This window comes from Mesorhizobium onobrychidis (assembly GCF_024707545.1).
Classification (GTDB): Bacteria; Pseudomonadota; Alphaproteobacteria; order Rhizobiales; family Rhizobiaceae; genus Mesorhizobium; species Mesorhizobium onobrychidis.
In genome coordinates this window covers 5,376,034-5,401,078 of sequence record NZ_CP062229.1, presented here as the reverse complement: position 1 = coordinate 5,401,078, position 25,045 = coordinate 5,376,034, and the positions used below count along the sequence as shown (strand labels likewise).

The 25,045-nt window shown below is 63.1% G+C and carries 20 protein-coding genes; 8 read left to right on the top strand and 12 right to left on the bottom strand.

The features are described from left to right. The first annotated feature begins 146 nt into the window (after positions 1 to 146). Positions 147 to 1,667, top strand: a complete 1,521-nt coding sequence (locus IHQ72_RS26905) for a phosphomannomutase/phosphoglucomutase (RefSeq protein ID WP_258118365.1) — start codon at positions 147 to 149, stop codon at positions 1,665 to 1,667. Between the two features lie 114 nt (positions 1,668 to 1,781). Here IHQ72_RS26905 and IHQ72_RS26900 read toward each other — a convergent pair whose 3' ends face one another. Beyond that, complete coding sequence (locus IHQ72_RS26900; RefSeq protein ID WP_258118364.1) at positions 1,782 to 2,669, bottom strand: NmrA/HSCARG family protein; 888 nt, start codon at positions 2,667 to 2,669, stop codon at positions 1,782 to 1,784. 100 nt (positions 2,670 to 2,769) lie between these two features. Between IHQ72_RS26900 and IHQ72_RS26895 the strand changes: the two genes are divergently transcribed. Continuing rightward, a complete protein-coding gene (locus tag IHQ72_RS26895; protein ID WP_258118363.1) occupies positions 2,770 to 3,681 on the top strand; it encodes a LysR family transcriptional regulator in 912 nt (303 codons plus the stop codon). A 9-nt stretch (positions 3,682 to 3,690) separates the two neighbouring features. Here the strand turns inward: IHQ72_RS26895 and betB are convergent, their stop codons facing one another. The 5 genes from betB to betI all read right to left on the bottom strand — a co-directional run bounded on the left by betB (position 3,691) and on the right by betI (position 9,976). After that, positions 3,691 to 5,154 (bottom strand): betaine-aldehyde dehydrogenase, encoded by a 1,464-nt coding sequence (gene betB / locus IHQ72_RS26890; RefSeq protein WP_258118362.1) that lies wholly within the window; start codon positions 5,152 to 5,154, stop codon positions 3,691 to 3,693. 62 nt (positions 5,155 to 5,216) lie between these two features. Then, positions 5,217 to 6,869, bottom strand: a complete 1,653-nt coding sequence (gene betA, locus IHQ72_RS26885) for a choline dehydrogenase (RefSeq protein WP_258118360.1) — start codon at positions 6,867 to 6,869, stop codon at positions 5,217 to 5,219. Continuing rightward, the gene (locus IHQ72_RS26880) at positions 6,862 to 7,863 is read right to left on the bottom strand and encodes a threonine/serine dehydratase family protein (protein ID WP_258118359.1); all 1,002 of its coding nucleotides are present in this window, start codon (positions 7,861 to 7,863) and stop codon (positions 6,862 to 6,864) included. Before IHQ72_RS26880 ends, betA begins: the two co-directional genes overlap by 8 nt. After that, positions 7,860 to 9,389: a choline-sulfatase gene (gene betC / locus IHQ72_RS26875; RefSeq protein ID WP_258118358.1), complete on the bottom strand. Its 1,530-nt coding sequence runs from the start codon at positions 9,387 to 9,389 to the stop codon at positions 7,860 to 7,862. The genes IHQ72_RS26880 and betC overlap by 4 nt, the downstream gene beginning before the upstream one ends. Continuing rightward, positions 9,386 to 9,976 carry a choline-binding transcriptional repressor BetI gene (betI, locus tag IHQ72_RS26870; RefSeq protein ID WP_258118357.1) on the bottom strand — a complete coding sequence of 197 codons (591 nt, stop codon included), beginning with the start codon at positions 9,974 to 9,976 and terminating at the stop codon, positions 9,386 to 9,388. Before betI ends, betC begins: the two co-directional genes overlap by 4 nt. 226 nt (positions 9,977 to 10,202) lie before the next feature. Between betI and IHQ72_RS26865 the strand changes: the two genes are divergently transcribed. Together IHQ72_RS26865 and IHQ72_RS26860 are read left to right on the top strand one after the other, a co-directional pair. Beyond that, a complete protein-coding gene (locus IHQ72_RS26865; protein ID WP_258118356.1) occupies positions 10,203 to 11,369 on the top strand; it encodes an acetyl-CoA acetyltransferase in 1,167 nt (388 codons plus the stop codon). 129 nt (positions 11,370 to 11,498) lie between these two features. Then, positions 11,499 to 12,521, top strand: coding sequence for an asparaginase (locus IHQ72_RS26860; protein ID WP_258118355.1), 1,023 nt, complete (start codon positions 11,499 to 11,501; stop codon positions 12,519 to 12,521). On the opposite strand, the gene IHQ72_RS26855 is transcribed toward IHQ72_RS26860, so the two are convergent. Further along, the gene (locus tag IHQ72_RS26855) at positions 12,509 to 13,885 is read right to left on the bottom strand and encodes a TIGR03808 family TAT-translocated repetitive protein (protein WP_258118354.1); all 1,377 of its coding nucleotides are present in this window, start codon (positions 13,883 to 13,885) and stop codon (positions 12,509 to 12,511) included. The two genes, IHQ72_RS26860 and IHQ72_RS26855, sit on opposite strands and share 13 nt — an antisense overlap. A 118-nt stretch (positions 13,886 to 14,003) precedes the next feature. On the opposite strand from IHQ72_RS26855, the gene greA reads away from it, so the two are divergent. After that, positions 14,004 to 14,477 carry a transcription elongation factor GreA gene (greA, locus tag IHQ72_RS26850; protein ID WP_258118353.1) on the top strand — a complete coding sequence of 158 codons (474 nt, stop codon included), beginning with the start codon at positions 14,004 to 14,006 and terminating at the stop codon, positions 14,475 to 14,477. Here greA and IHQ72_RS26845 read toward each other — a convergent pair. From IHQ72_RS26845 to IHQ72_RS26830, 4 genes are all read right to left on the bottom strand, one after another. Continuing rightward, positions 14,474 to 14,863 carry a type II toxin-antitoxin system death-on-curing family toxin gene (locus IHQ72_RS26845; protein WP_258118352.1) on the bottom strand — a complete coding sequence of 130 codons (390 nt, stop codon included), beginning with the start codon at positions 14,861 to 14,863 and terminating at the stop codon, positions 14,474 to 14,476. The two genes, greA and IHQ72_RS26845, sit on opposite strands and share 4 nt — an antisense overlap. Then, complete coding sequence (locus IHQ72_RS26840; protein WP_258118351.1) at positions 14,860 to 15,081, bottom strand: AbrB/MazE/SpoVT family DNA-binding domain-containing protein; 222 nt, start codon at positions 15,079 to 15,081, stop codon at positions 14,860 to 14,862. The genes IHQ72_RS26845 and IHQ72_RS26840 overlap by 4 nt, the downstream gene beginning before the upstream one ends. A gap of 70 nt (positions 15,082 to 15,151) precedes the next feature. Beyond that, positions 15,152 to 17,275: a methylmalonyl-CoA mutase gene (gene scpA / locus IHQ72_RS26835; protein WP_258118350.1), complete on the bottom strand. Its 2,124-nt coding sequence runs from the start codon at positions 17,273 to 17,275 to the stop codon at positions 15,152 to 15,154. Beyond that, positions 17,272 to 18,714, bottom strand: coding sequence for a methylmalonyl-CoA mutase subunit beta (locus tag IHQ72_RS26830; RefSeq protein WP_258118348.1), 1,443 nt, complete (start codon positions 18,712 to 18,714; stop codon positions 17,272 to 17,274). The genes scpA and IHQ72_RS26830 overlap by 4 nt, the downstream gene beginning before the upstream one ends. 257 nt (positions 18,715 to 18,971) lie before the next feature. Here IHQ72_RS26830 and IHQ72_RS26825 point away from each other — a divergent pair, with 257 nt between their 5' ends. The 3 genes from IHQ72_RS26825 to IHQ72_RS26815 all read left to right on the top strand — a co-directional run bounded on the left by IHQ72_RS26825 (position 18,972) and on the right by IHQ72_RS26815 (position 24,105). Next, on the top strand, positions 18,972 to 20,516 hold the full coding sequence (locus IHQ72_RS26825; protein WP_258118347.1) for a helicase HerA-like C-terminal domain-containing protein: 1,545 nt from the start codon (positions 18,972 to 18,974) through the stop codon (positions 20,514 to 20,516). Between the two features lie 530 nt (positions 20,517 to 21,046). Further along, complete coding sequence (locus IHQ72_RS26820; RefSeq protein WP_258118346.1) at positions 21,047 to 22,918, top strand: S8 family peptidase; 1,872 nt, start codon at positions 21,047 to 21,049, stop codon at positions 22,916 to 22,918. 11 nt (positions 22,919 to 22,929) lie between these two features. Further along, complete coding sequence (locus IHQ72_RS26815; protein WP_258118344.1) at positions 22,930 to 24,105, top strand: ComEC/Rec2 family competence protein; 1,176 nt, start codon at positions 22,930 to 22,932, stop codon at positions 24,103 to 24,105. A gap of 77 nt (positions 24,106 to 24,182) precedes the next feature. On the opposite strand, the gene IHQ72_RS26810 is transcribed toward IHQ72_RS26815, so the two are convergent. Next, positions 24,183 to 25,007: a L,D-transpeptidase gene (locus IHQ72_RS26810; protein ID WP_258118342.1), complete on the bottom strand. Its 825-nt coding sequence runs from the start codon at positions 25,005 to 25,007 to the stop codon at positions 24,183 to 24,185. Positions 25,008 to 25,045: the final 38 nt, after the last annotated feature.

The following is a 25,045-nucleotide window of genomic DNA, read 5'->3' as shown; positions in this document are numbered from 1 at the left end:
CGCTTCTGTCGCATTTCCTCCGCTTTCGCCTTAAGGTCATACAGGTTTCAGTTTCCTGGGGGATAAACACGGCTTAAAGGCTCGTGTAATAGGCATCGGCCACCTGAATTGAAACACTCTGGTTCCAGCCGCTTGGAGTTCCTGTCTTGCCCCTGAAGATTGTTAGCGAAGCCCATCCCAACACCTTCGAGTTCGAAACCTCGGCGCTGATCAAGGCGTCCGGCTTTCGTGAGTATGATGCGCGCTGGTGGTTCGGCCATCCGGGTTCGGCAGAGCCGCCGGAGCTCAACCTGATCGGTGTCCAGGCGCTCGGCATGGGGCTCGGCACGCTGATCCGGCGCTTGGGCGCTGGGCCGGATATCGTGACCGGGCATGATTTCCGTTCCTATTCGCTGGCGATCAAGCTGGCGCTGGTTTCCGGGCTGATGGCCGCCGGCGCGAGGGTTAGGGATATCGGGCTGGTGCTGTCGCCGATGGCCTATTTCGCCCAGTTCGCGCTCGATACGCCGTCCGTCGCCATGGTCACCGCCTCGCACAACGAGAATGGCTGGAGCGGCGTCAAGATGGGAGCGGCGCGTCCCCTGACCTTCGGTCCGGAGGAAATGAGCGCATTGAAGACGATCGTGCTTGCGGGCGACTTCGACCTTGTCGGTGGCGGCTCCTATGACTTCGTTGCGGATTTCCGCAAAACCTATCTGGACGACCTGACCCGGGACAAGCGTATATCGAGAAAGCTCAAGGTGGTCGCCGCCTGCGGCAACGGCACTGCCGGCGCCTTTGCGCCTGAAGCGCTGGAGCGGATCGGCTGCGAGGTGATCCCGCTCGATGTCGAGCTCGATCATACGTTTCCGAACTACAATCCCAATCCCGAAGACATGAAGATGCTGCACGCGATCCGCGATAAGGTGCTGGAAACAGGAGCCGATGTCGGACTTGGCTTCGACGGCGATGGCGACCGCTGCGGCGTGGTCGACAATGAAGGCAACGAGATCTTCGCCGACAAGGTCGGCGTCATGCTCGCGCGCGACATTGCGCGCCTGCATCCTGGCTCGACCTTCGTCGTCGACGTCAAGTCGACCGGATTGTTCAACACCGACGCCGCCTTGCGCGCCGATGGCGCCGTCACCGACTATTGGAAGACCGGCCACTCCTACATAAAACGGCGGGTGGCCGAACTCGGCGCCATCGCCGGTTTCGAGAAATCCGGTCATTTCTTCTTCAACCCGCCGATCGGGCGCGGCTATGACGATGGTCTCATCACAGCCATCGCCATCTGCCAGATGCTGGATCGCAGCCCGACAAGCAGCATGGCCGATCTCTATCGCGACCTGCCGCTGACCTTCGGCACGCCGACCATGTCGCCGCACTGCGCCGACGAGCTGAAATACGGCGTGGTCGAGCGGGTCGTTTCCGACTTTCAGGCAATGAAGCAGGACGGCACGGTCTTCGCCGGCCAGAAGATCGCCGACCTGATAACCGTCAATGGCGTGCGCGTCGTGGCCGAGGACGGCACCTGGGGCCTGGTGCGGGCGTCGTCGAACAAGCCGGAGCTTGTCGTCGTGGTGGAGAGCCCGGTGTCATCCGAGCGGCGCCGGCAGATGTTCGAAGCCGTCGATGCGGTGCTGCGCCGCAGCCCTGAAGTCGGCGCCTACAACCAGACGTTCTAGGTTCTCTCATTTCATCGCGGCATGAGAGCGCCACGGTGGGGGAGCGGACCAATTTTCCCGCTTCAGCTGGTCCGCTCCCTCAGGTTTTCATCGGCCGATGATGTCTACAGGAACTCAGGCAGCGGAATAAGCCCGCTCAAGGGCACGCCAGTCGAACTCCCGCGCCCAGTCGGCAAAACTGTGCCAGCGGACCTCCGGGAAATCTCGGTGTAAAGCCGCGATATCGACGTCATAGCCGACGCGGTCGAACCACTCGAACATCAGCGCTGTATCTTCGCTTTGTTGGCGGGCCACCGCGATTGGAATTGCCTGATAGTTGATCGGGCGGCCGATGGACTGCGAAAGGATCTTGGCCTGGTCTTCGCCGGACAACTCGTCTCCCGCAATATCGAAGCGCTTGCCGAACACGCGCTCCCGTCGCTCGACCAGGGCGGCAACGAAGGCGCCGATGTCGGCAAGTGCGACCAGCTGGAGGACACGATTGGCGGGCATTGCAAAGGCATGCGTGCCCTGGCTGAGCGCGCCGATCGACCACGGCGCGACGAAATTCTCCATGAAGGCAACCGGGGCGCTGATCGTATAGGGAATGCCGAGCCGTTCGACATGCTGCTCGACGAGATATTTGCTTTCGAAATGCGGGATGCCGGTTTTCTTGTTGGCATCGGCAACGGACGAATAGATCAGATGCCCGACGCCTGCAGCCTTGGCTGCATCGGCGGCTAGAATCCCCTGGCGGGTCTCCTCTTCCATCCCGGCTTCGTAGCTGTTGCCCATCAAGAACATGGTGTCGACGTCTTTGGCTGCCTTCACAACGGAGGCCGTATCGCCGAGATCGCCAGCCACGATCTCGGCGCCTACCGACGCCAGCTGCCTTGCGCCATCGCTGTCCGGCTTGCGGGTCAGTGCCTTGACGCGATGTCCACTCGACAGCAGGGCACGCGCAACTGCGCCGCCTTGCTGGCCTGTGGCGCCGGTCACCAGAACGTTTCGTTTGGTGGTCATGTGTTTGCTCCTTCTTTTTTCCGATGGAGCAAAATTAGGGTCTGTCACATTGATGCATAATTGCCTATAATTGGAAAACTTTGTCCCATGCACGGATACAATGCTCGATCTCAATGATATCGTGGTGTTCGCTCGCGTCGTCGAAGCTGGCAGCTTCACCGCTGCCGCGCGGCTGCTTGCCATGCCCAAGACGACGGTCAGTCGACGCGTTGCCACGCTCGAGCGTGAGGTTGGGATCCGCCTGCTGCAGCGCACGACGCGCAGCCTCAACGTGACGGATGCCGGGCGTCTCTATTACGAGCAGAGCAGCCAGGCGCTGCGGACGATCGAGGAAGCAAATTTGCGCCTCGCGGAAGCAAGAGCGGAGCCATCGGGCACGATCCGCGTTTCGGCTCCTGTCGGCTTCGGCGGCTATTTCCTCACCCAGGCGGTGGTCGACTTTCTTGCGATGTATCCAAAAACCAAGGTCGAACTGCGCCTGACCGACGACAAGCTCAACCTGGTTGAGGATGGTATAGATCTCGCCTTCCGAACCGGCATCCTTCAGGATTCGACGCTGATTGCCCGCAAACTCGGTTCCACGCACAGGCTGCTCTGCGCCAGCCCGGACTATCTCGCAAGGCACGGGATGCCGGAACGCCTGGCGGATCTCGCGCACCACCAGTGCGTCATCGCAGGCCCTTCGACCTCGGGCACCCATTGGGTGCTGGACGGGCCACACGGTCAGGAAACGGTCACGGTGGCCGGGCGCTTCGCCGCGAATGAAATGCAGGCGGTCGTTGCGGCCACGCTCGCAGGCTTCGGCATCGCCCAATTGCCGCACAGCATCGCCGAGCCCCTCATCAATGGGCAGCGGCTGAGCCGCGTTCTCCGGAACTACACGACGCCGGTCGGCGGGCTGCATGTCCTATATCCGAGCAGCCGGCATCTTTCGCCCCTCATCAAGGCATTCATCGAGCTTGCATCCGACCGGATTTCCAGTCAGGCAAATACAGCGGCTGACCAGCAGTAGCCGCGAGCCTCAGTACGGGCTCGCCACGTCGCCGGTCTCGACGTAGACCGACTTCAACTGCGAATAGAGCGCCAGTGCAGCAAGCGAGTTTTCCCGCCCGATTCCCGACTGCTTGAAGCCGCCGAAGGGGATCTCGACGGGCGTCAGATTGTAGGCGTTGATCCAGCAGGTGCCGGCCTGCAGCGCGGCGATGACGCGGTGGGCGCGCGGCAGGTCGCGCGTGAACACGCCGGCGGCAAGGCCGAATTCGGTATCGTTGGCGCGGTCGATCACCTCGTCCTCATCGTCGAATTTCAGCACGCTCATCACCGGCCCGAAAATCTCCTCGCGGGCGATGCGCATCGTGTCGGTGACGCCGGTGAAGACCGTCGGCTCGATGAAGAAGCCGCCCTGGAAACCCTGCAGCGAAGGCACGTTGCCGCCGCAGGCGAGCACAGCGCCATCCTGCTTGCCGGCCTCGATATAGCCGATTACCTTTTCGTGCTGGGCCTTGGAGACAAGCGGCCCCATCTGCGTTTCCTGGTCGAGCGGATCGCCGATCCGGATCTTCTTGGTCCGCTCAGTCAGGCGTTCGACGAAACGGTCGTGGATGCCCTTCTGCACGAAGACGCGCGTGCCGTTGGAGCAGATCTGGCCGGTCGCATAGAAATTGCCGAGCATGGCGCCGCCAATGGCGTTTTCGAGATCGGCGTCGTCGAAAACGATCAGCGGCGACTTGCCGCCGAGTTCCATGGTGGCATGCTTCATTTTCGAGCCGGCGAGCGACAGCACCTTGCGGCCTGTCGGCACCGAGCCCGTCACCGAGACTTTGGCGACGACATCGTGCCCGACGAGGCCGGCGCCGACATCGCCATAGCCTTGCACCACGTTGAACAGCCCATCGGGCAGGCCGGCTTCGGTATAGATTTCGGCGAGCGCCAGCGCCGACAGCGGCGTGTTCTCCGACGGCTTGAAGACCATGGCGTTGCCCATGGCGAGTGCGGGTGCCGATTTCCAGCCGGCGATCTGGATCGGATAGTTCCACGCGCCGATGCCGACGCAGACGCCGAGCGCCTCCCGCCTTGTATAGGCGAAGGGTCCGCCGAGATCGATGGACTCGCCATTATAGGCAGCGACCGCGCCGCCGAAATATTCGAGGCAGTCGGCTGCCGATGGCGCATCCGCCACAAGCGTCTCCTGGATCGCCTTACCGGTATCCAGCGTCTCGATGCGCGCCAGGTCGGCGTTGCGCGCGCTCAAGATATCGGCGGCGCGGCGCAGGATGCGTCCGCGCTCGACCGGCTTCAGCCGCGCCCAGGCCGGTTGTGCTGCACGCGCTGCTTCGATCGCCAGTTCCAGCACGTTCGGCGTCGCCGAACGCAGCATCGCGATGGTCTCGCCGGTTGCCGGATAGATGACCGGCAGCGGCGCACCCTGCTCGTCGTCGATGTAGCGTCCGTTGACATAGTGCGATGCCTTTGGCTGGGCGCGCATGGGAGCTTCTCCAAAATTGTCTTCGCCGGGACCGGCGGGCGGACAGTCCGTCAGATCATGGCTTATCTGTCCGATGCCTGCCAGCGCGGATTGATCCATGGTTCCTGGTTGGACGGCGCCAGCGGCGTGCGGCCGAGAATGTGGTCGGCGGCCTTCTCGCCGGTCATAATCGAAGGCGCGTTGAGATTGCCGTTGGTGACGCGCGGGAAGATCGAGGAATCGGCGACCCGCAGCCCTTCGACACCGATGACACGGCATTGCGGATCGACGACGCTCATCGGATCATCGGTGCGGCCCATCTTGCAGGTGCCGCAAGGGTGGTAGGCGCTTTCGGCGTGATCGCGAATGAAGGCATCGAGATCGTCGTCCGACTGAACGTGAGAGCCCGGCGAGATTTCCTTGCCGCGATAAGGGTCGAATGCCGACTGGCCGAAGATCTCTCGCGTCAGCCGGATGCAGTGGCGGAACTCGGTCCAGTCGTCCGGATGCGACATGTAGTTGAAGCGGATCACCGGCTTCGATCTCGGATCGGGCGAGCGCAGCATGACAGAACCGCGCGACTTCGATCGCATCGGCCCGACATGCGCCTGGAAACCATGCGCTTTCGCCGCCGCCCTGCCGTCATAGCGGACCGCGGCCGGTATGAAATGATACTGGATGTCGGGATAGTCGACACCGGCGCGCGAGCGCACGAAGGCAGCCGCCTCGAAATGATTGGTCGCGCCAAGACCCGACTTGAAGAACAGCCATTGCGCGCCGATCATCGCCTTGGAGAAGGGGTTCAGCACCGAATTCAGCGTGATCGGTTGCGTCGATTCCTGCTGGATGTAGAGCTCCATATGGTCCTGCAGGTTGCGGCCGACGCCGGGCCGGTCGGCGACCACCTGAATGCCGTATTCCCTGAGATGTTCGGCCTGGCCGATGCCGGACAGCATCAGGAGCTTGGGCGAATTGATCGAGGAGGCGGCAACGATCACTTCACGTCGCGCCTTGATGACCTGAATCCGTTTGCGCGTTTCGATCTCGACACCGGTGGCGCGTTGATTCTCGATGATCACCCGCCGGGCGAAGCCCTTGACCAGGCTAACATTTTTCCGCCTGAGCGCCGGCCTGAGATAGGCACTCGCCGCCGACCAGCGGCGGCCGCCGCGAATGGTCTGCTCCATCGGCCCAAAGCCTTCCTGCTTCGCGCCGTTATAGTCGTTGGTCAGTTCGAAACCGGCCTGACGACCTGCCTCGACGAAGGCGCCGTAGAGCGGGTTGGTCCTTGAGCCACGCTGCACGGTCAGCGGGCCGCCGTGGCCGCGCCAGCCATTCTCGCCGCCGTTGGCGTCCTCCATGCGCTTGAAATAGGGGAGCACGTCGGCAAACCCCCAGCCGGCCGCGCCCTGTTCGGCCCAATGGTCAAAATCGCGGGCGTGGCCGCGTACATAGACCATGCCGTTGATCGAGGACGAGCCGCCGATGACCTTGCCGCGCGGCGTCGCCAGCACGCGGCCGCCGAGATGCGGCTCCGGCTCGCTGGCAAAGCCCCAGTCGTAGAGGCTCATGTTGAGCGGGATCGACAGCGCCGACGGCATCTGGATCAGCGGCCCGACGTCGCTGCCGCCAAATTCGATGACGATCACCGAATGCTTGCCGTCCTCCGAAAGCCGGTAGGCCATGGCCGAGCCGGCCGAGCCGGAGCCGATGATAACGAAATCCGCCTCAAGCATGGTTCATGTGCACCATGAAATCGGCGAGCGAGACATTGCCGCCGGTCGCCACCACGAGCACGGTCTTGCCGCGCGCATCCACCTTGCCGCCGAGCAGCGCCGCCAGCGATGCCGCGCCCGATGGTTCAAGCACCAGTTTCATCCGCTCGAAGGCGATCCGCATCGCACGGCGCACCGATTGATCGTCGACGGTGATGCCGCGAACGCCGGCCGTCTTGACCGCCGCAAACGGCGCGTTGCCAGGCTTGCGCGCCATCAGCCCGTCGCAGATCGATTTCGGCCCGATCGGCATGGTTTCGATGACGCCATGCGCCAGAGAGGCGCCCATGCCGTTAAAACCTTCCGGCTCGACGCCGATGATCTCTGTCGCCGGCGACAGATAGTGGAAAGCCAGCGAAACCCCACCGATCAGCCCACCGCCGCCGACCGCGCAGAACAGCAAATCGGCGCTGGCATCCTTGGCATCGAGCTGCTCGAGTGCTTCCAGCCCCGCGCCTGCCTGGCCGGCGACGATCTCCGGATCGTCGAAGGGATGCAGCAGCGCAAGTCCCTCGGTCTCGGCGATCTCGCGTGCCTTGGCGGCGGCAACCTCCTCACGCGCGCGCTCGCCATGATCGGTCAGCACCACGCGCGCGCCGTAGCCGGCCGTTGCGTCGCGCTTGGCGGCCGGCGCATCGATCGGCATGACGATCGTGACCGGAATGCCCAGCGCCTGGCCGGCGGCGGCCAGCCCTTGCGCGAAATTGCCGGACGAGTAGGCGACGACGCCCTTGCTGGCCTCATCAGGCGACAGCCGCTTCAGCCGCCAATAGGCGCCGCGTACCTTGAAGGAGCCGGCCCATTGCAGCGATTCCGGCTTGACGAAGACGCGGGCAGCACCGGTCTCGCGGGCAAGGGCCGCCGACTCCAGCAGCGGCGTGATCTGCGTCGCCTTGGCGGTGACCGCATAGGCCTGTTTGAGGTGATCGAGGGAGGGCACAAGGGTTGTCATCATTCGCCTCGCGGATACCTTTTGCTCTCTTCGAGATTGTCGAGGTTCATGTGATTGCGCATGTAGCGCTCCGATGCCTTTTGCAGCGGCTGGAAATCCCAGGGGTAGTAGGCGCCATTGCGCAGCGCCGGATAGACGACCCAGCGGCGCGCCTGGCTTTCGCGCACGGCGGCGTCGAAGCCGGCCATGTCCCAGCGCGCCCGAACCTTGTCCATGAACGTCGCCACCAGGTCCGCATTGACCGGGTCGTCGGCCAAATTGTCTCGCTCGAGCGGATCGGCTTCGAGATCGAACAGCTGCGGCGGGTCAAGCTCGCAATGGACGAACTTGTATCTGCCGTCGCGGATCGCCACCAAGGGCGCGCAGGAGCCTTCCGCTGCATACTCCATCAACACAGGCGCGGTGCGCTGCCTGCCCTCTGTGAGCGGCAGCAGCGACTGGCCGTCGGTCCATGGCGCGATCGCCCCGATATCGATGCCGGCGAGGTCGCAAAGCGTCGGCGTTACGTCGAGATTGGAGACCGGTGCATCGATCAGCCCGGCTTGTATGCCCTTGCCGGCGATCATCAGCGGCACCCGCACCGAGCCTTCGAAGAAGCTCATCTTGAACCACAGGCCGCGTTCGCCGAGCATGTCGCCGTGGTCCGAGCAGAACAGGATGACGGTATCGTCGAGCATGCGTGTTCGCTTGAGAACGTCCAGAAGCTCGCCGAGCTTGTCGTCGACATAGGAGATGTTGGCGAAATAGCCGCGCCGCGAACGTCGCACCTGCTCAGGGGTGATCTCGAACGAGGGATAGTCGCTTGCGCGGTACAGCCGCTGTGAATGCACATCCTGCTCGTCATGCGCGATGAACCCTGTTTCTGGGTCGAGCGCCTGGCAGTTTTCGTAGAGATCCCAATACTGCTTGCGCGCGACATAGGGATCGTGCGGGTGCGACAGCGAAACGGTGAGGCACCAGGGCCGATGGTTCGCATCATCCTGCTCGCGCGAAAGCTGATAGAGTTTCTGCGTGGCCAGGAACACCACCTCGTCGTCATACTCCATCTGGTTGGTGATCTCGGCGACGCCGGCGCCAGCCACCGAGCCGAGATTGTGATACCACCAGTCGATCCGCTCGCCGGGTTTGCGATAATCCGGCGTCCAACCGAAATCGGCGGGATAGATGTCAGTGGTCAGCCGCTCCTCGAAACCGTGCAACTGGTCCGGCCCAACGAAATGCATCTTGCCCGACAGGCAGGTGTAGTAACCGGCGGCCCGCAGATGATGGGCGAAGGTCGGGATCGACGAGACGAATTCGGCGGCATTGTCGTAGACTCCGGTGCGCGATGGTAACTGCCCGCTCATGAACGAGGCGCGGCCCGGCGCGCAGAGCGGCGAGGCGGTGTAGTTGTTGGCAAAGCGTGCCGAGCGGGCGGCCAATGCCTTCAAATGCGGCACGTGCAGGAAGTCCGCCGGCCCATCCGGGAACAATGTGCCGTTGAGCTGATCGACCATGATGATCAGGAAATTGGGTCGCTTGGACGTCACTGTGCGCTCCGCCGGCTGAGTTTCGTTTCGAGATAGTCCTCGATCAGCGCGATCGCGGTCGCGGCATTGGGCACGCCGTCCTTCAGCGCGCGCCTGATATACAGCCCGTCGATCAGCGCCGCGGTCGCCTCGGCGACCCGGTCGGCTTCGCTTCTCGGCAGGATGACGGTCAGGCCGCTCAACAGATTGGAATGCAGGCGCCGTGCATAGACCTTGAGCAGCCGGCGCAGCGCGGGCGATTTCTGCGCCTCGACATAGAAGGCGAGCCAAGCGGCGATCGTTTCCGGCTGGAACTGGGCGTCGGAAAAATTGACGGCGACCACGGCCGAAACGCGCTGGCGTGCCGTGCTGGCCGATTGAAGCGCGCGCCGCATGTCGGCGGTCAGCTCGGCCAGGATGTGCCGCATCGTCGCCAGCAAAAGTTCGTCCTTGGCGCCGAAATAGTGATGGGCGAGCGCCGAGGACACGCCGGCGCGCCCGGCGATTTCCGACATCGTCACATCAAGCGAACCGCGCTCGCCGATCGCCGATATCGTCGCGTCGATGAGCGCCCGGCGGCGCAACGGCTCCATTCCGATTTTCGGCATCTTTTGCTCCGGCCTCTTGCAACAGGTTTATTTTTTATTGACGGATCAATCAACAAAAATCCAGCCTAAATTGGGGTGGCAAAGGTCAGGCGCTATGACCAGATATCAAGATCAAGCGATTGTGTGGTTCTGGCCCCTTCACGAAGTCGTTGGGACGGTTCATGCTTGAACAATGCCGAGGCGCGCCGCGACATCGCGTAGCCCGGCCCGCAGGATGGAGATAGCCATGACAGCATGCATCGTCGGCTGGGCGCATTCGCGTTTCGGCAAGCTCGAAGGCGAGACGCTGGAGGGCTTGATCACCAAGGTGGCGAGCGAGGCGCTCGATCATGCCGGCATCGGTCCGGACGAGGTCGACGAGATCGTGCTCGGCCACTTCAACGCCGGCTTTTCCGCACAGGATTTCACCGCAAGCCTGGTCCTGCAGGCCGACGACCGGCTGCGCTTCAAGCCGGCGACACGCGTCGAGAACGCCTGCGCCACCGGCTCGGCGGCGGTCAGGCAAGGCATCCGCGCCATCGACGCCAATGCGGCGCGCATCGTGCTGGTGGTCGGCGCCGAGCAGATGACGACGACATCAGGTCCAGAAATCGGCAAGAACCTTCTCAAGGCCTCGTATCTGCCCGAGGAGGGCGACACGCCGGCAGGCTTCGCCGGCGTTTTCGGCAAGATCGCCCAAGCCTATTTCCAACGCTATGGCGACCAGTCGGATGCGCTGGCGATGATCGCCGCCAAGAACCACAGGAACGGCGTCGACAATCCCTATGCGCAGATGCGCAAGGATTTCGGTTATGAGTTCTGCCGACATGAAAGCGAGAAGAACCCCTTCGTCGCTGGCCCCCTGAAACGCACCGACTGCTCGCTGGTTTCGGACGGCGCCGCAGCTTTGGTCCTTGCCGACACGGCGACGGCGTTGAGGATGCGCCGCGCCGTCGCCTTCCGCGCCAACGCGCATGTGCAGGATTTCCTGCCGATGTCGAAGCGCGACATCCTCGCCTTCGAAGGCTGCGAGCATGCGTGGAACCAAGCGCTGAAGAAGGCCGGTGTGACGCTCGACGATCTGTCCTTCGTTGAGACGCATGACTGCTTCACCATCGCCGAGCTGATCGAGTATGAGGCGATGGGGCTGGCGAAACCGGGCGAGGGCGCAAAACTGGCGCTGAATGGCGAGACGGCGAAGGATGGCCGGCTGCCGGTCAATCCGTCCGGCGGGCTGAAGGCCAAGGGCCATCCGATCGGCGCCACCGGAGTGTCGATGCATGTGCTGAGCGCCATGCAGCTGGTCGGCGAGGCCGGCGGCATCCAGGTGCCGGGCGCCAAGCTTGGCGGCATCTTCAACATGGGCGGTGCTGCCGTCGCCAACTACGTTTCCATTCTCGACCGGATCAGATAAACCCGCCCGCATTACAGCGCCGCGCGCCCGTTAGGGCGCGCAAAGGACGCTGTAACATTTTGATTTTGCGCATGATCCTTTTCGAAAATCGATTCCGATTTTCGAGGTCATGCGCGAGCGGGAGGTGACATGACAAATCCGGTTCTGGTCGAAGTTTTGCGCGGCGCGGTGGTCGAGAGCGCGCATCGTGGCGCCATTGCGGTTTTCGATGCCGACGGCAAATCGGTTTGGGAAATCGGCGACACGGCCCGCCCGGTATTTCCGCGCTCGGCGGTCAAGGCGATCCAGGCGCTGCCACTGGTCGAAAGCGGTGCGGCCGATGCGTATGGTTTCGGCGACAGCGAATTGGCGCTTGCCTGCGCTTCGCATTCCGGTGAGCCGGCGCATGTCGAACTGGCGCGGGCGATGCTGGCGAAGGCCGGGCTGGACGAGGCGGCGCTGGAATGCGGCGCGCATTGGCCGTCCAGCCACGACGCGACGGTTGCGCTGGCCAGCGCCGGCAACTTGCCAAACGCGCTGCACAACAATTGTTCTGGCAAGCATGCGGGCTTTCTCTGTACCTGCGTCCACGCCGGCATCGCCCATCGCGGCTACGTCAAATCAGGCCATGCCTCGCAGGAGATGGTGCGCGATGCGATGAAAGCGGTGACCGGTGCTGCCCATGATTTCGATCATTGCGGTACTGACGGCTGCTCGATCCCGACCTATGCCGTGCCGCTACGCAGCTTCGCGCTCGGCTTTGCCCGCATGGCGACCGGGGTCGGCTTTGAACCCGTGCGCGCCAAAGCCGCAAAACGGCTGCTTTCCGCCTGCATGGCCGAGCCCTTTCTGGTCGCCGGCACCGGCAGGGCCGATGTTGCGCTGATGGAGGCCGCACCCGGCCGGATTTTTGTCAAGGGAGGGGCCGAAGGCGTCTATTGCGCAGCCCTTCCGGAGCTTGGCCTTGGCATTGCGCTCAAATGCGATGATGGCGCTGGCCGCGCGGCTGAAGTCATGGTCGCGGCGTGCATGGCCAAGCTTTTGCACGCCGACAAGGCACTGGCGGAGAAGCTGATCGAACAGGCAAATCCACCCATCCAAAGCCGGATCGGCGCCAAAGTCGGCGCACTCCGCCCCACTGCCGCACTGAGAACGGGCATTCAGCTCACATGATTGCGCTCGATGGTCAGATGCGCATAGCCGGCATTGCCTGATGAGGCGAGATCGCCGGTCACCGGCTCGGCCCAGCGATGGCCGACGATCGCGCCGTTTTGGGCGCCATCGATGACATTGTCGGAGATGACCGCCGTGCCGGCGCCCTCGACCACGGTGACGGCGATGCCGGTTCCGGCCTTGCGGATGATATTCCCCGTGGCGACCACATTGCGCATGAACGGCCCCCAGCCGATGTGCATGCCGTAGAGCGGCGCATTTTCGACGACGTTGCCTAAGGCGGTTGTATCCGCTTCAACGTTGATACCGATGCCGAAACCCGGCGGATCGGCAGGGTAGGGGCCACTGGTCGAAAGGTTGCGGACGATGTTTCCGGAACACACGCCCATGCGGCCGCCTTCGTTGAAATTGACGATAGAGATGCCGTTGGCGGCGCCGTCGACGATGTTGTTGCTGACGATCGCTCCCTCGAAGGAGAATTCGCTATAGAGCGCCGTTTCGCCCGACCGCGAGCAGGTGTTGCCGGTGATATGCAGATTGCTGGCGCTGTTGGCGCGGATCGCCGAAAACGCACAATCCGAGACGATATTGCCCGAGATGACGACGTTGCCGGCGCGGAACGCATTGATGCCGTTGCCGTTCTGGCCGGTTCCGCCGCTACGCGCCTGAATGCGCTCGACCCGGTTGCCGCTGACGATGGTGCCGTCCTCGGCCGCTTGCCGGCGGTGCACGAGGATACCGCCATTGGCGCAGTCGGAAACGGTGTTGCCTGATATCTCCAGGCCGGCGGCTTCGACCGAATAGATGCCGGCGTCGGCCGCGCCCGATATTTCAGAGCGCTCGATGCGGCCCGAAGCGTGCTCGAGCGCCAGGCCGCTCTTGCCGCTGCGTGATATCTGGCAATTGTCGATGACGAGGTGAGCGACGCGGCGAAGGTCGAGCAGGCCTTGCGCGTAGTCGCCCATCCAGCGGTTGGTGCCGTCGAACACCAGTCCGGTGAATTCGATATGCTCGGCCTGTTCGGCCATGAGCAGATGGCCTTTGCCGCCATAGACGATCCGCGATGCGCCTGGCACGCCGGAAAGTCTGACGCGGCTGGGCAGCGAAAGGTTGGATACGACGTAGGTGCCCGGCGGCAGGAACACCGGCATGTCGCGGTCGTTTGCGTCGCGCAGCAGCGTGGCGAAGGCCTTGCTCTGGTCGTCAAGCGCGCCGGGCTGCACGCCGAGGTCGGCAGCGTTGATCGAGCCGCGCATCGGGGCATTGTCGATGCCGGGCAGGCTGGCCGCCGCTGCCTTGCCGAGCGAGAGGCCCAGGGCGGCAAAGCCGGCGGTTTGTGCGAGAAATTTTCGTCTGTTCAACATCGGCACAGATTCCCAGCGTTCGGCCGTCGCGCCGCAGGAATCGTGCCAGACCGGATCGGCCGATCCGGTTTGCCGGCAATAGCTTGTGAAGTCGCCGCGCGAGGCATAAGCTCGACTAATGAGCAGAGCCTTCACGCGCGAAGAGGATAGCGAAAACGCCATCGCCGGCATCGGCGAGCGGCCGATCAGTCAGCATCGCAATCTGGTGACGCAACGCGGCCTGGCGCTGATCGATGCCGAACTGGCTGTCCTGCGCGATGATCTGGCCAGAGCGGAGAAGAGGGCCGACCGCGAGCGCATCGCGCTCATCTCGCGCGACCTGCGCTACTGGACCGCGCGGCGTGAAAGCGCCGAGCTTTCCGTGCCGGAACCGGGCAGCGACCTGGTTCGCTTCGGCATGGGTGTCACGCTGGAAGGCGATGACGGCAGGAAGGTGCACTGGAAGATCGTCGGCGAGGATGAGGCCGATCCGGCCAAGGGCACGATTTCCCATGTTTCACCGATGGCCCTGGCTTTGTTCGGCAAGAAGGTCGGCGAAATTGCCGTGGTGAACGGCAAGGAATGGGAAATCGTCAAGCTCTCCGACAATTAGACCTCGATCTTGACGGCATGGTCGCGGAAGAATGCCGCCGCCCCAGCCTCGTCGATCTCGCCGGCGGCGACGCCCATGACGAATTCATAGATCGTGCCGTTGTCGGCCGTCAGCGTATAGCCGTTGATAATCAGGAACGCGCCGGCGGCGACGATGGCCGTGCGCTTGTTGCCGTCGACAAAGGCGTGATTTCTGGCGATGCCGAAGATATAGGCCGCAGCCAGATCCTCGATCGATGGATCACAATAGTTCGCCTTGTTCTCGGCGCGGGCGAGCGCCGATTCAAGAGCATTCTCGTCTCGCAAACCATGTGCGCCGCCATGCCGGCGCAGCTGCTCCGCGTGCATCGCTTCCACGGCGCGCCGGCTCAGGAATTGCCAGCTCATCCAGCGAGCTTTTGAAGCGCCACTTTGTATTTGTCCATCACCTCGCGGGCAGCTTTCATTTGCCGCTCGAAGCTATCGTCCACCGGCTTCAGCGCAAGGCCATCACCGGTTTCAACGATTTGAAGCTGGTCGCCAGCCTTCAGGTTCAGACGATCGAGAAGCTCCCTCGGCAGGATGACGCCTTCGGAATTGCCGATCTTGCGGATGGTCGTGTTCATGGCGCTGCACCCTTGTTGCAACACCAATTATAACGAAACACGCCCCCGTTACAACACATACTATAACGGCTCATCCAGCCTGCAGCAGCCGGTCCATCAGCCGGTCGGCGGCCTCGGGGATGACCGTGCCCGGCGGGAAGATCTCCGCGGCCCCCGCCTGCAGCACAGCACCGTAATCCTGCGGCGGGATAACGCCGCCGGCGACGATCAATATGCCATCGCGGCCGAGCTTCTTCAGCGCGTCCTTGAGTTCGGGAATGAGCGTCAAATGGCCCGCCGCCAGCGACGAGGCGCCGATGATATGCACGTCGTGCTCGACCGCGAGCCTGGCGATCTCGTCCGGCGTCTGGAACATCGGCCCAACGGTCACGTCGAAGCCGAGATCGGCAAAGGCCGTGGCGATGACCTTCTGGCCGCGATCGTGGCCGTCCTGCCCCATCTTGGCGACGAGAATGCGCGGCTTGCCGCCGGACTTCTCCTCGAACGCCACGATCTTGTCCTGCAGCCGGTCGACCACCGGATTGTCGCCGAGCGCCTTGCGATAGACGCCGGAGATCGTCTGGACCGAAGCGACATGGCGGCCGAAGACCTTTTCCAGAGCCAGCGAAATCTCGCCGACCGTGGCGTTGGCGCGCGCGGCGCGAATGGCGAACTCCAGCAGATTTTCGCCGCTCTCCGCAGCGCGGCTCAGCGCACTCAGTGCGCTCTCGACCGCACCGACGTCGCGCGTGCCTTTCAGCCGCTGCAGTTTCGACAATTGACGGGCTCTGACTTCGGCGTTGTCGATCTTCAGCACGTCGACTTTGATGTCCGTCTCCGGACGATGGGCGTTGACGCCGACCAGTATCTGCTCGCCGGAATCGATCCGCGCCTGCGTGCGCGCGGCGGCCTCTTCGATGCGCAGCTTCGGTATGTTTTTTTCGGTTGCGGCGGCCATCCCGCCCAGGCTCTCGACCTCTTCGATATGGGCAAGCGCGCGCGCCGCCAGGTCATGCGTCAGCCGTTCGAGATAGGCAGAGCCTCCCCACGGGTCGATGATGCGGGTGGTGCCGGATTCCTTTTGCAGGATGAGCTGCGTGTTGCGGGCAATGCGGGCCGAATGGTCGGTCGGCAGCGCCATCGCCTCATCGAAGGAGTTGGTGTGCAGCGATTGCGTATGACCCTGCGTCGCCGCCATCGCCTCGATCATGGTGCGGATGATGTTGTTGTAGGGGTCCTGCGCCGTCAGCGACCAGCCCGAAGTCTGGCAATGGGTGCGCAGCGACAGCGAGCGCTCGTCCTTCGGCAAGAAGTTCTTCAGCATCAGGTTCGACCACAAAAGGCGGGCTGCCCTCAGCTTGGCGACCTCCATGAAGAAGTTCATGCCGATCGCCCAGAAGAAGGAAAGGCGCGGCGCGAAACGGTCGATATCGAGACCCGCCGCGACACCGGCGCGGGCATATTCGATGCCGTCGGCGATCGTGTAGGCGAGCTCGAGGTCGGCGGTCGCACCTGCCTCTTGCATGTGATAGCCGGAGATCGAAATCGAATTGAACTTCGGCATGTGCTGCGACGTGTAGGAGAAGATGTCCGACACAATCCGCATCGAAGGCTTTGGCGGATAGATGTAGGTGTTGCGCACCATGAACTCTTTCAGGATGTCGTTCTGAATGGTTCCGGCGAGGTCCTTCTGCGCAACGCCCTGTTCTTCCGCGGCCACGATGTAGAGCGCCATGATCGGCAGCACCGCGCCATTCATGGTCATCGACACCGTCATCTCGTCAAGCGGTATGCCGTCGAAGAGCTGGCGCATGTCGAGGATGGAATCGATGGCGACGCCGGCCATGCCGACATCGCCGGCGACACGCGGATGATCGCTGTCGTAGCCGCGATGCGTGGCGAGGTCGAAAGCGACCGACAGTCCCTTCTGGCCGGCTGCAAGGTTGCGCCGGTAAAAGGCATTCGACTCTTCCGCCGTCGAGAAGCCGGCATATTGCCGGATCGTCCACGGCTGCTGGACATACATGGTCGGGTAGGGGCCGCGCACGAATGGCGGCAGGCCCGGATAACTGTCGAGATGCGGTAACCCCTTGAGGTCGCCCTGGTTGTACAGATGCTTGATGGCCAGCCCTTCCGGGGTCATCCGCTGGCCCTTGGCCTCGATCGCCGCCCGGCGCGGCGCCGACCAGCCGATCTGGCTGAAATCCGGGATCATGGCGCTGCTCCGATCGATTGATCGATGCGGATCGGAAACAGCGGCTCGCACACCGCTACGCCCTCGGTGACGGCAGGCCGCCGCTCCGCCGCCAGCGTTTCGACCGGACGTTCGTTCTTCGACGGGTGAAGCGTCGTGCCGATGATGGCCCGATCGCCCGCCTGATAGGCAGCATTGCGGCGGGCGGCGGCCGCCTGAACCCGTTTCTGGATGTGTCCTTGCTGCAGGCTGGACAGCACGCCGCCTTCCGCCTCGATCCGCTGGAATTCTTCCCACGCCGCTTCGCAGAGTTCGGCGGTCAGCGCTTCAACCGCGCCCGAACCGCAAGCAGGGTCGGCGACATGATCGATATGGCTTTCGTTGGCCATGATCAGTTGCGTATTGCGGGCGACACGGCGGGCAAAGCCCGCCGGCAGGCCATGCGCGATCGTATGCGGCAGGACGGAGATCGAATCCGCCCCGCCGGCTGCCGCGGCAAAACCGGCGATCGCAGTACGCAGGATGTTTGTCTCCGGGTCTGCCGAAGTCATCATGCGGAAGGACGTCTCGGCATGGATGTTGGCGGTGGAGGCGGCGATCGAGCACGCCTCCTGAACACGCGCCCACAGCCTGCGCAAAGCCCTGACCTTGGCCATCGACACGAATTGATCCTGGTCGACGCTCAGCGCAAAGCCGATATGGGGCGCCGCATAGACGAGCGGCTGGCGCGCCTCCTCGAACATCCGGAGATAGGAGACCGCCGAAGCCATCATGGCGCCCAGCTCCTGCGCTTCGGTGGCGCCGGCATTGTGGAAGACGCGTCCGTCTGCCTCCAGCAGAACCCCGGGCACGCCCATCGAGAAAAAATGTGCCAGGGACTGCGGCATCGATGCCTGCAGGGCCTCGATCGACATCCGCAAGCGGCCGGTACCGGCAAAGATCGCCGCCGGATCGATACCGAAGGAAAGGTTGAGCTTTGCCGGGTCCGACCGGCGCTTGCTCAAGAACGCAACCAGCCAGTCGGCCACGGCGCGGCTCCAGGGATGCGCGTCGATACGGACCTGGATGCGGTTGAGCGGCACGCCGTCGAGCACGGTCTCCAGCGCCTCGGCAGTCCTCGGCAGGCCGTAGCCGAACGCATTCGGCGCGCCTTCGAAGACAAGCGACAATCCGGTGGCGCCCTGTGCGACGTCTTCCAGGGCCTGGGCTTTGGCGCGGCCGATATCCGGATCGTCGATACGCTGGCTGACGATCCACGGCGATCTGGGATTTGCCCGCGCGAGAGGCTCTGCGGTGACTGAACGATCATAGAGCGGCTCGATGCGGATGCCATCGTCCGTATGGGATACGAGCTTTTCCTCGAAGGATCCGCCGGCCAAGGCTTTTTCCGCAAGGGCCAGCCACCGCTGCCGGTCAGGGTTCGGAAGTTCGGCATCGTGGTTCAAGGCACCGGCGCCCATCCGCTCTCCTCGTCTTCTCGGCCGATAGGCCTGGAACGTCAGTCTACGGTTCCCCGTCCCATATCACAATGCGACACGCGTCCTGCGGCGGTGAACCGTCAACCGATTGCCAAACATGCGCAAAATCCGCAAGCTCCAAAACCAATTTCGACCATGGCCATTGTCGCTGCGCAATGGCGTCATTATACCTGCGGCGAGCCCCGTTACTTTCAATAGACCAGGGCGTTCAACACTTCAGGTTTGCGGAGACCGGACACATGGCTGACGACACCAGTATTTTCATAGGAGCCAGCCGAAAGCCTGATGACAGCTACCAGCGCGCCGAAAATCTGCTGCTTGAGTATGGCAATCGTCACGGCCTGGTCACCGGCGCGACCGGCACCGGCAAGACCGTGACCTTGCAGATTCTGGCGGAAGGTTTCTCCAATGCCGGCGTGCCGGTCTTCTGCGCCGACATCAAGGGCGATCTGTCCGGTATCGCCATGATGGGCACGGCACAGGATTTTCTGGTCAAGCGCGCCGAGCAGGTCAAGCTCGATCCTTATGATTTCCAGGAATTTCCGGTCATCTTCTGGGATTTGTTCGGCGAGCAGGGCCATCCGATCCGCGCCACCGTCTCGGAAATGGGGCCGCTGCTTCTGTCGCGCCTGATGAACCTGTCCGAGGCGCAGGAAGGCATCATGAACATTGCCTTCCGCATCGCCGACGAAGAGGGCTTGTTGCTGCTGGATCTGAAGGACCTGCAAGCGCTTCTTGCCAACATCGCCGAACGCGCCGAAGAAATCGGCGCTCGCTACGGCAATGTGACGAAGCCTTCGGTCGGCGCAATCCAGCGCACGCTGCTGGTTCTAGAGCAGCAGGGAGCGGCGAATTTCTTCGGCGAGCCGGCGTTGCGGATCGCCGACATCATGCGCACCACCCGCGACGGCCGCGGCGCGATCAGCGTGCTGGCTGCCGACAAGCTGATGATGAATCCCCGGCTCTATGCGACATTCCTTTTGTGGCTGATGTCGGAACTGTTCGAGGAGCTTCCCGAAGTCGGCGATCCCGACAAGCCGAAGCTGGTCTTCTTCTTCGACGAGGCGCATCTTCTGTTCGATGATGCGCCGAAGGTGCTGATCGACCGCGTCGAACAGGTGGTCCGCCTGATCCGTTCGAAGGGCGTCGGCGTCTACTTCGTCACCCAGAATCCGCTGGATATCCCTGAAACGGTTCTGGCCCAGCTCGGTAACCGGGTGCAGCACGCCCTGCGCGCCTACACGCCGCGGGAGCAGAAGGCCGTGAGGACGGCCGCCGAGACGTTCAGGCCAAATCCCGACTTCGACTGTGCAACCGTGATCACGCAACTCGGCACCGGAGAGGCGCTGGTATCGACGCTGGAAGCCAAAGGTGCTCCGTCCATGGTCCAGCGGACCCTGGTTCGCCCGCCGTCGTCACGCCTTGGCCCGATCACGCCTGACGAGCGCCGCAAGCTGATCACTGAGAGCCCGGTTACGGGACAGTACGACCAGACCATCGATCGTGAATCGGCTTTCGAGATGCTGCAGAAAAAAGCCAAGGACGCTCTCGACGCGGAGGCGCAGCAGCAGGAGAGCGGCCGCTCACGCTGGACCATTCCAGGCTTCGGCAATGACGATCCCGCCCCCCAGACCACCGGCGGCAGGCGGGTACCGGCACCGCGAGCGTCCAATCGCCAAACGGTGGCGGAGGCGGCGATCAAATCGGTGGTTCGTTCGGTCGGTTCATCCGTCGGACGGGCGATCGTGCGCGGCATCCTCGGAAGCCTGGCAAGGGGGCGCTGAGGGAATCGGACCCAAAAGTAGGCACCGGTTTGGGACATCCGATGCTCAGGCACAAAATGTCGGGCCCTCAAAATGGGCGCCGGCTCTGGAAAAATCCTGGTATTGTGTAGCAGATGCCACCAGTCTGATTTGGGGCTGCGGACGGCAGCTTTGCGGCCATGACCGGTCATCCCTGCTGTGCCTCTGCCTTCGGCCCGCTTCGCATCAATGGGATCTGCAATTTCGCACAGGTGATCCACATCACCCCACCCACACCCGCCATTTTGTGGTCGCCGATCGCGCCATCGTCAATGTATCGCGGCCCAGATATTGGAAAGCCGGCCTTGCGCCAACATCAAGGAACTCGTGCAAAAGATGTTCGGCGCTCGTGAGGATGCAGAAGGCGCACTCCCCAGGAACACAGTCTTTACTCACCTGTACGACACATACACGGCTCAGTTGATCTGCCCGGGCGAAATCACAATGGGCAATTGAGATGTGACTAAATTTGTGCTCGACTAGCGCTTGCACGGAAGGTCTGCGGGGGCACAATGGCGACTCTTCCCCTTTCAATTGTCGACGACATCCTCTTGTCCGGGCGAGCAGGCCGGCGCAGTCTAAATGAGACCTCTATACAACTCGATGTTTGGAGGGCTTATGCGGCTAACCCCAATGCGCCGGTCGACCTGCTGCTGACGCCGATGGACAGTATCGAGGCATCAACGATCGCGAAGCATCTTCTTGCGGCGCTGGCAGACCGTTCGACCGAGGCCTATCCGCGCGAGGACGATGGGCGGTGGCGTCCGGCGCGACGGATCGCACCGCTCGAGGGCATCGTCGCGGTCCGGCTGACCTTCATCGATTTCCTGATCACGGTTGTGCCCAGCACGGGGCTCGATATCCACCAGGCGGTGCGCACGCTAAAGGATATCTTGGGTCTACCACCCCTAGCCCAATCAGAGCTGGACGTAGTGCCGGGGCCTAGGTCTCGCATCTCCCCCGCCCGGAGGGTAACGTTTGCTCGGTTGGAGGACCTCAAGAACAGGATCCTTGGGAGGCTGGCCCCCGACCTGCGGACCGCCTTGCTGATCTTACTCATTCTGGCACCGGAACCGACGACAGCCAGCGGTACACGATCGCGGGCCGCCCTGGACCTGGACAAGTTGCTCGACGATCTGCCGCGTCGAGCCGAGCCTCTGATTTACCGCGTGTCCCGCAATCGGCATGTTCACCCGATGATGGCCTCGTCGGTAAACACCATCAAGGCCGATGCGGCTCGCCGTGTGTTCGATATCAGTTGCCGGGGCGTGACCTGGGCGGTGATCGATTCCGGCATCGACGGCGCGCACCCCGCATTCATCGATCATGCCGCCGGCGATCTCTCCATTCGCGTGAAGAAGGCCTATGACTTCGCTGAACTCCGCTTGCTCGTCGCCTATGACGCAATGGCGCTGCCGCAGCAGCGCGACTACCTCGCCGGGATGATGATGACGAAGCTCGGCCTGCGGGAGGCGGAGGCGCGCTCGGCGGTCCAGCGGCTGTGGGAGGCCGCGGACAACGGGCGTCCGTATGACTGGGAGGTCCTGTCCCAGTTGCTGCAGACGAGGCCCGACCGTCTGCCGACCCCGCGCCAGGGCGACCGACCCATCGGTCACGGCACGCACGTGGCGGGAGTCCTCGCGGCCGATTGGCGCGACGGCGACGACGTCTTCTTCCAGGGCGTCTGCCCGGACCTCATGCTGTACGACCTGAGGGTGATCGCGGAGACGATCGAGGATACCGAGTTCGCCGTGATCGGCGCGCTGGAGTTCGTGCGCTGGCTGAACACCCGCAACCGCTACATGACGATCCACGGCGTGAACCTGTCGATCGGGCTGGTGCACGACAAGGCCGACTATGCCTGCGGCCGGACACCGGTATGCCTGGCGTGCGAAGCCACGGTGGACAGCGGCGTCGTCGTCGTGGCTGCCGCAGGCAACTGGGGCACCCAGAAGTTCGTGCTCGATGGCGGTGCCGTCTACGACGGCTATGCCGACGCCTCCATCGCCGACCCCGGCAACGCCGAGTCGGTGATCACCGTGGGCTCAACGCATCGCGATCGTCCGCACGAATATGGGGTCAGCTTTTTCTCATCGCGCGGCCCTACAGGCGACGGCAGGTCCAAGCCCGACGTGGTGGCTCCCGGTGAGCGCATCGACGGGCCACTCCCCGACCTGGGCTATGGCCGACTGGACGGCACAAGCATGTCGGCGCCGCACGTCTCGGGGGTGGCGGCCTTGCTGATGGCCCGCAACGCGGAGTTGATTGGGAAGCCGCGCGACGTAAAGGCGGTGATTGTCGACACCGCCACCGATCTGAAACGCGAGCGGCACTTCCAAGGCGCCGGGCTGGTCGATGCCCTGCGTGCACTGCAAACCCGGTAGGAGAACCTATAGTGGTATTTCGCATCGAGGCACTGCCAGCCAAGTACGGTGACTGCCTGTTCCTGACGTTTGGCAATGGCGGCGATCGCCCCACCCGCATCCTGGTCGATGGCGGTCCGCCCGGCGTGTTCAACGCCTCGCTCAAGATCAGGCTTCGCAAGGAGCAGCAGGCCTTCCCGGACGAGGTTCCGCTGAAGCTCGATGTCGTCATGGTCAGCCACATCGACCAGGACCATATCAACGGCATCATCCAGCTTCTCGACGCCATGCGCGACGCGGATGAACAGAACGTACCCAGGCCCTACAAGCCAATATGGCTGCTGCACAATGGCTTTGACGCCATCTTGGGAGAGGGTGAAGGGACCGCGGCACGGGACGTGGGCGGTCCAGCCTCGCTCGCCAGTTTCGGCGGACCCGGACCGTTCGCACTGGCAACGGAGCCCGATCCGGTGGCTGCGGCCGTGCTCCAGAGCTACAACGAAGCGCTGAAGCTAGGATCGCTTGCCTCATTCCTGCAAGTGACGCGGAACCCGCCTGACCAGTCCCTCCTCACCGGCGATCGCGCGCCGATGTCTGTCGGCGACGCGACCCTGCGCATACTCGGACCACTCGACGAGCAGATCGAGGAATTCCGTAACGAGTGGCACGAGAAGCTCGGCCCCGCGGGCGCCGGCCCGGCAGCGCTTGCGCAGTACCTCGACGATTCAATTCCAAACCTCGCCAGCATCGTCGCCCTGCTCGAGTACGACGGCACCACCGTGCTGCTGACAGGCGATGCGAGAGGCGATGTGATCATCAAGGCCTGCGACAAGGCCGGCCTGATCAAGAACGGCAAGCTGAAGGTCGATGTGCTGAAGGTGCCTCATCACGGTTCGGACCGCGACCTTGAGACGAGCTTCTTCGAGATCATCGAGGCCAAGCACTACATCATCTCGGCCAACGGCCATTTCGGTAACCCTGACCGTGCCTCGCTCGAGATGTTGGAACAGGGCACCGGCAACCGCAAGATCAACGTCTACCTGACGGTGGCGGCGCAGGGCTGCGATACTCAGCACGAGGCCTGGCGCAGCAACAAGACGATCAAGTACGATCCCGCAATCCACGCGATCACGCCGATCATCCAACGCTGGCAACAGGGCAACCGCATCACGGTTTCGAACGGAGCGCCGACACAGATCGATTTCTAGCACTGCACAGACGCGCGTTTTTCCAATGCAAGTTATGCCGGAGGGGCGGTGGTCCGCCTCCGCCTATGTTCGACAGCTCAGAAGATCGAGTCCGAGATTGTTCTTGCCGGGCCGAGCAGGATGGATCCTTCTGGGACGCCCGCATCGATCGGAATGGCTTTGCGGTCTGCCGTGGCAACCAGCTCCTGACCGACACCGGCGGTAACGATCACTGGCGTCTTGTTGGGCACACGGTCATAAAGGTCGATAATGTCCTGATTTATCAAGCGAACGCAGCCAGATGACACCGATTTGCCTATGGAGTACCACTCCGGCGAGCCGTGCAGGCGGTAAAGCGTGTCCTCGTTGCCCTCGAAGAGATACAGCGCCCGCGCGCCGAGCGGATTCGTCAGCCCGCCGGGCATGCCGCCATTCTCGGCGCTGTATTTTGCGAGCTCGGACTGGCGGGCGATCATTTCGGCCGGCGGGGTCCATTTCGGCCACTTCTGCTTCCACTGGACGACGGCATCGCCAGACCATTCGAAACCGGCGCGACCCAGCCCGACGCCGTAACGAATGGCTTGTCCGCCCGGACGCACGAGATAGAGGTGGTGGCCAGCCGTATCAACGACAATGGTGCCGGGCCGTTGGCCGGTCGGATCGGGAACGATCTGACGCAGAAATCGCTCGTCGATTTTCTCGAACGGTATGCCCGGGAGTTCGAACCCACCGTCGCTGACCGGAGCGTACATTGTTGCATAGTCCAGGAGCGGCGGCTCGACATTGGCTGGCGGCGGAGGCTCGACCGGCTGCCCTCCCACCGTGGTGCAGGCGGAAACCGCAATCGAGGCGGCGCCGAGTGCAGCGGCGTTGAGAAAGCCGCGACGGCTCAGGCGATAGGGTTCGATTTCGGTTGTGAACATGGTTGCCTTTTTTAGGTCTCAAATCGAAACAAACATCA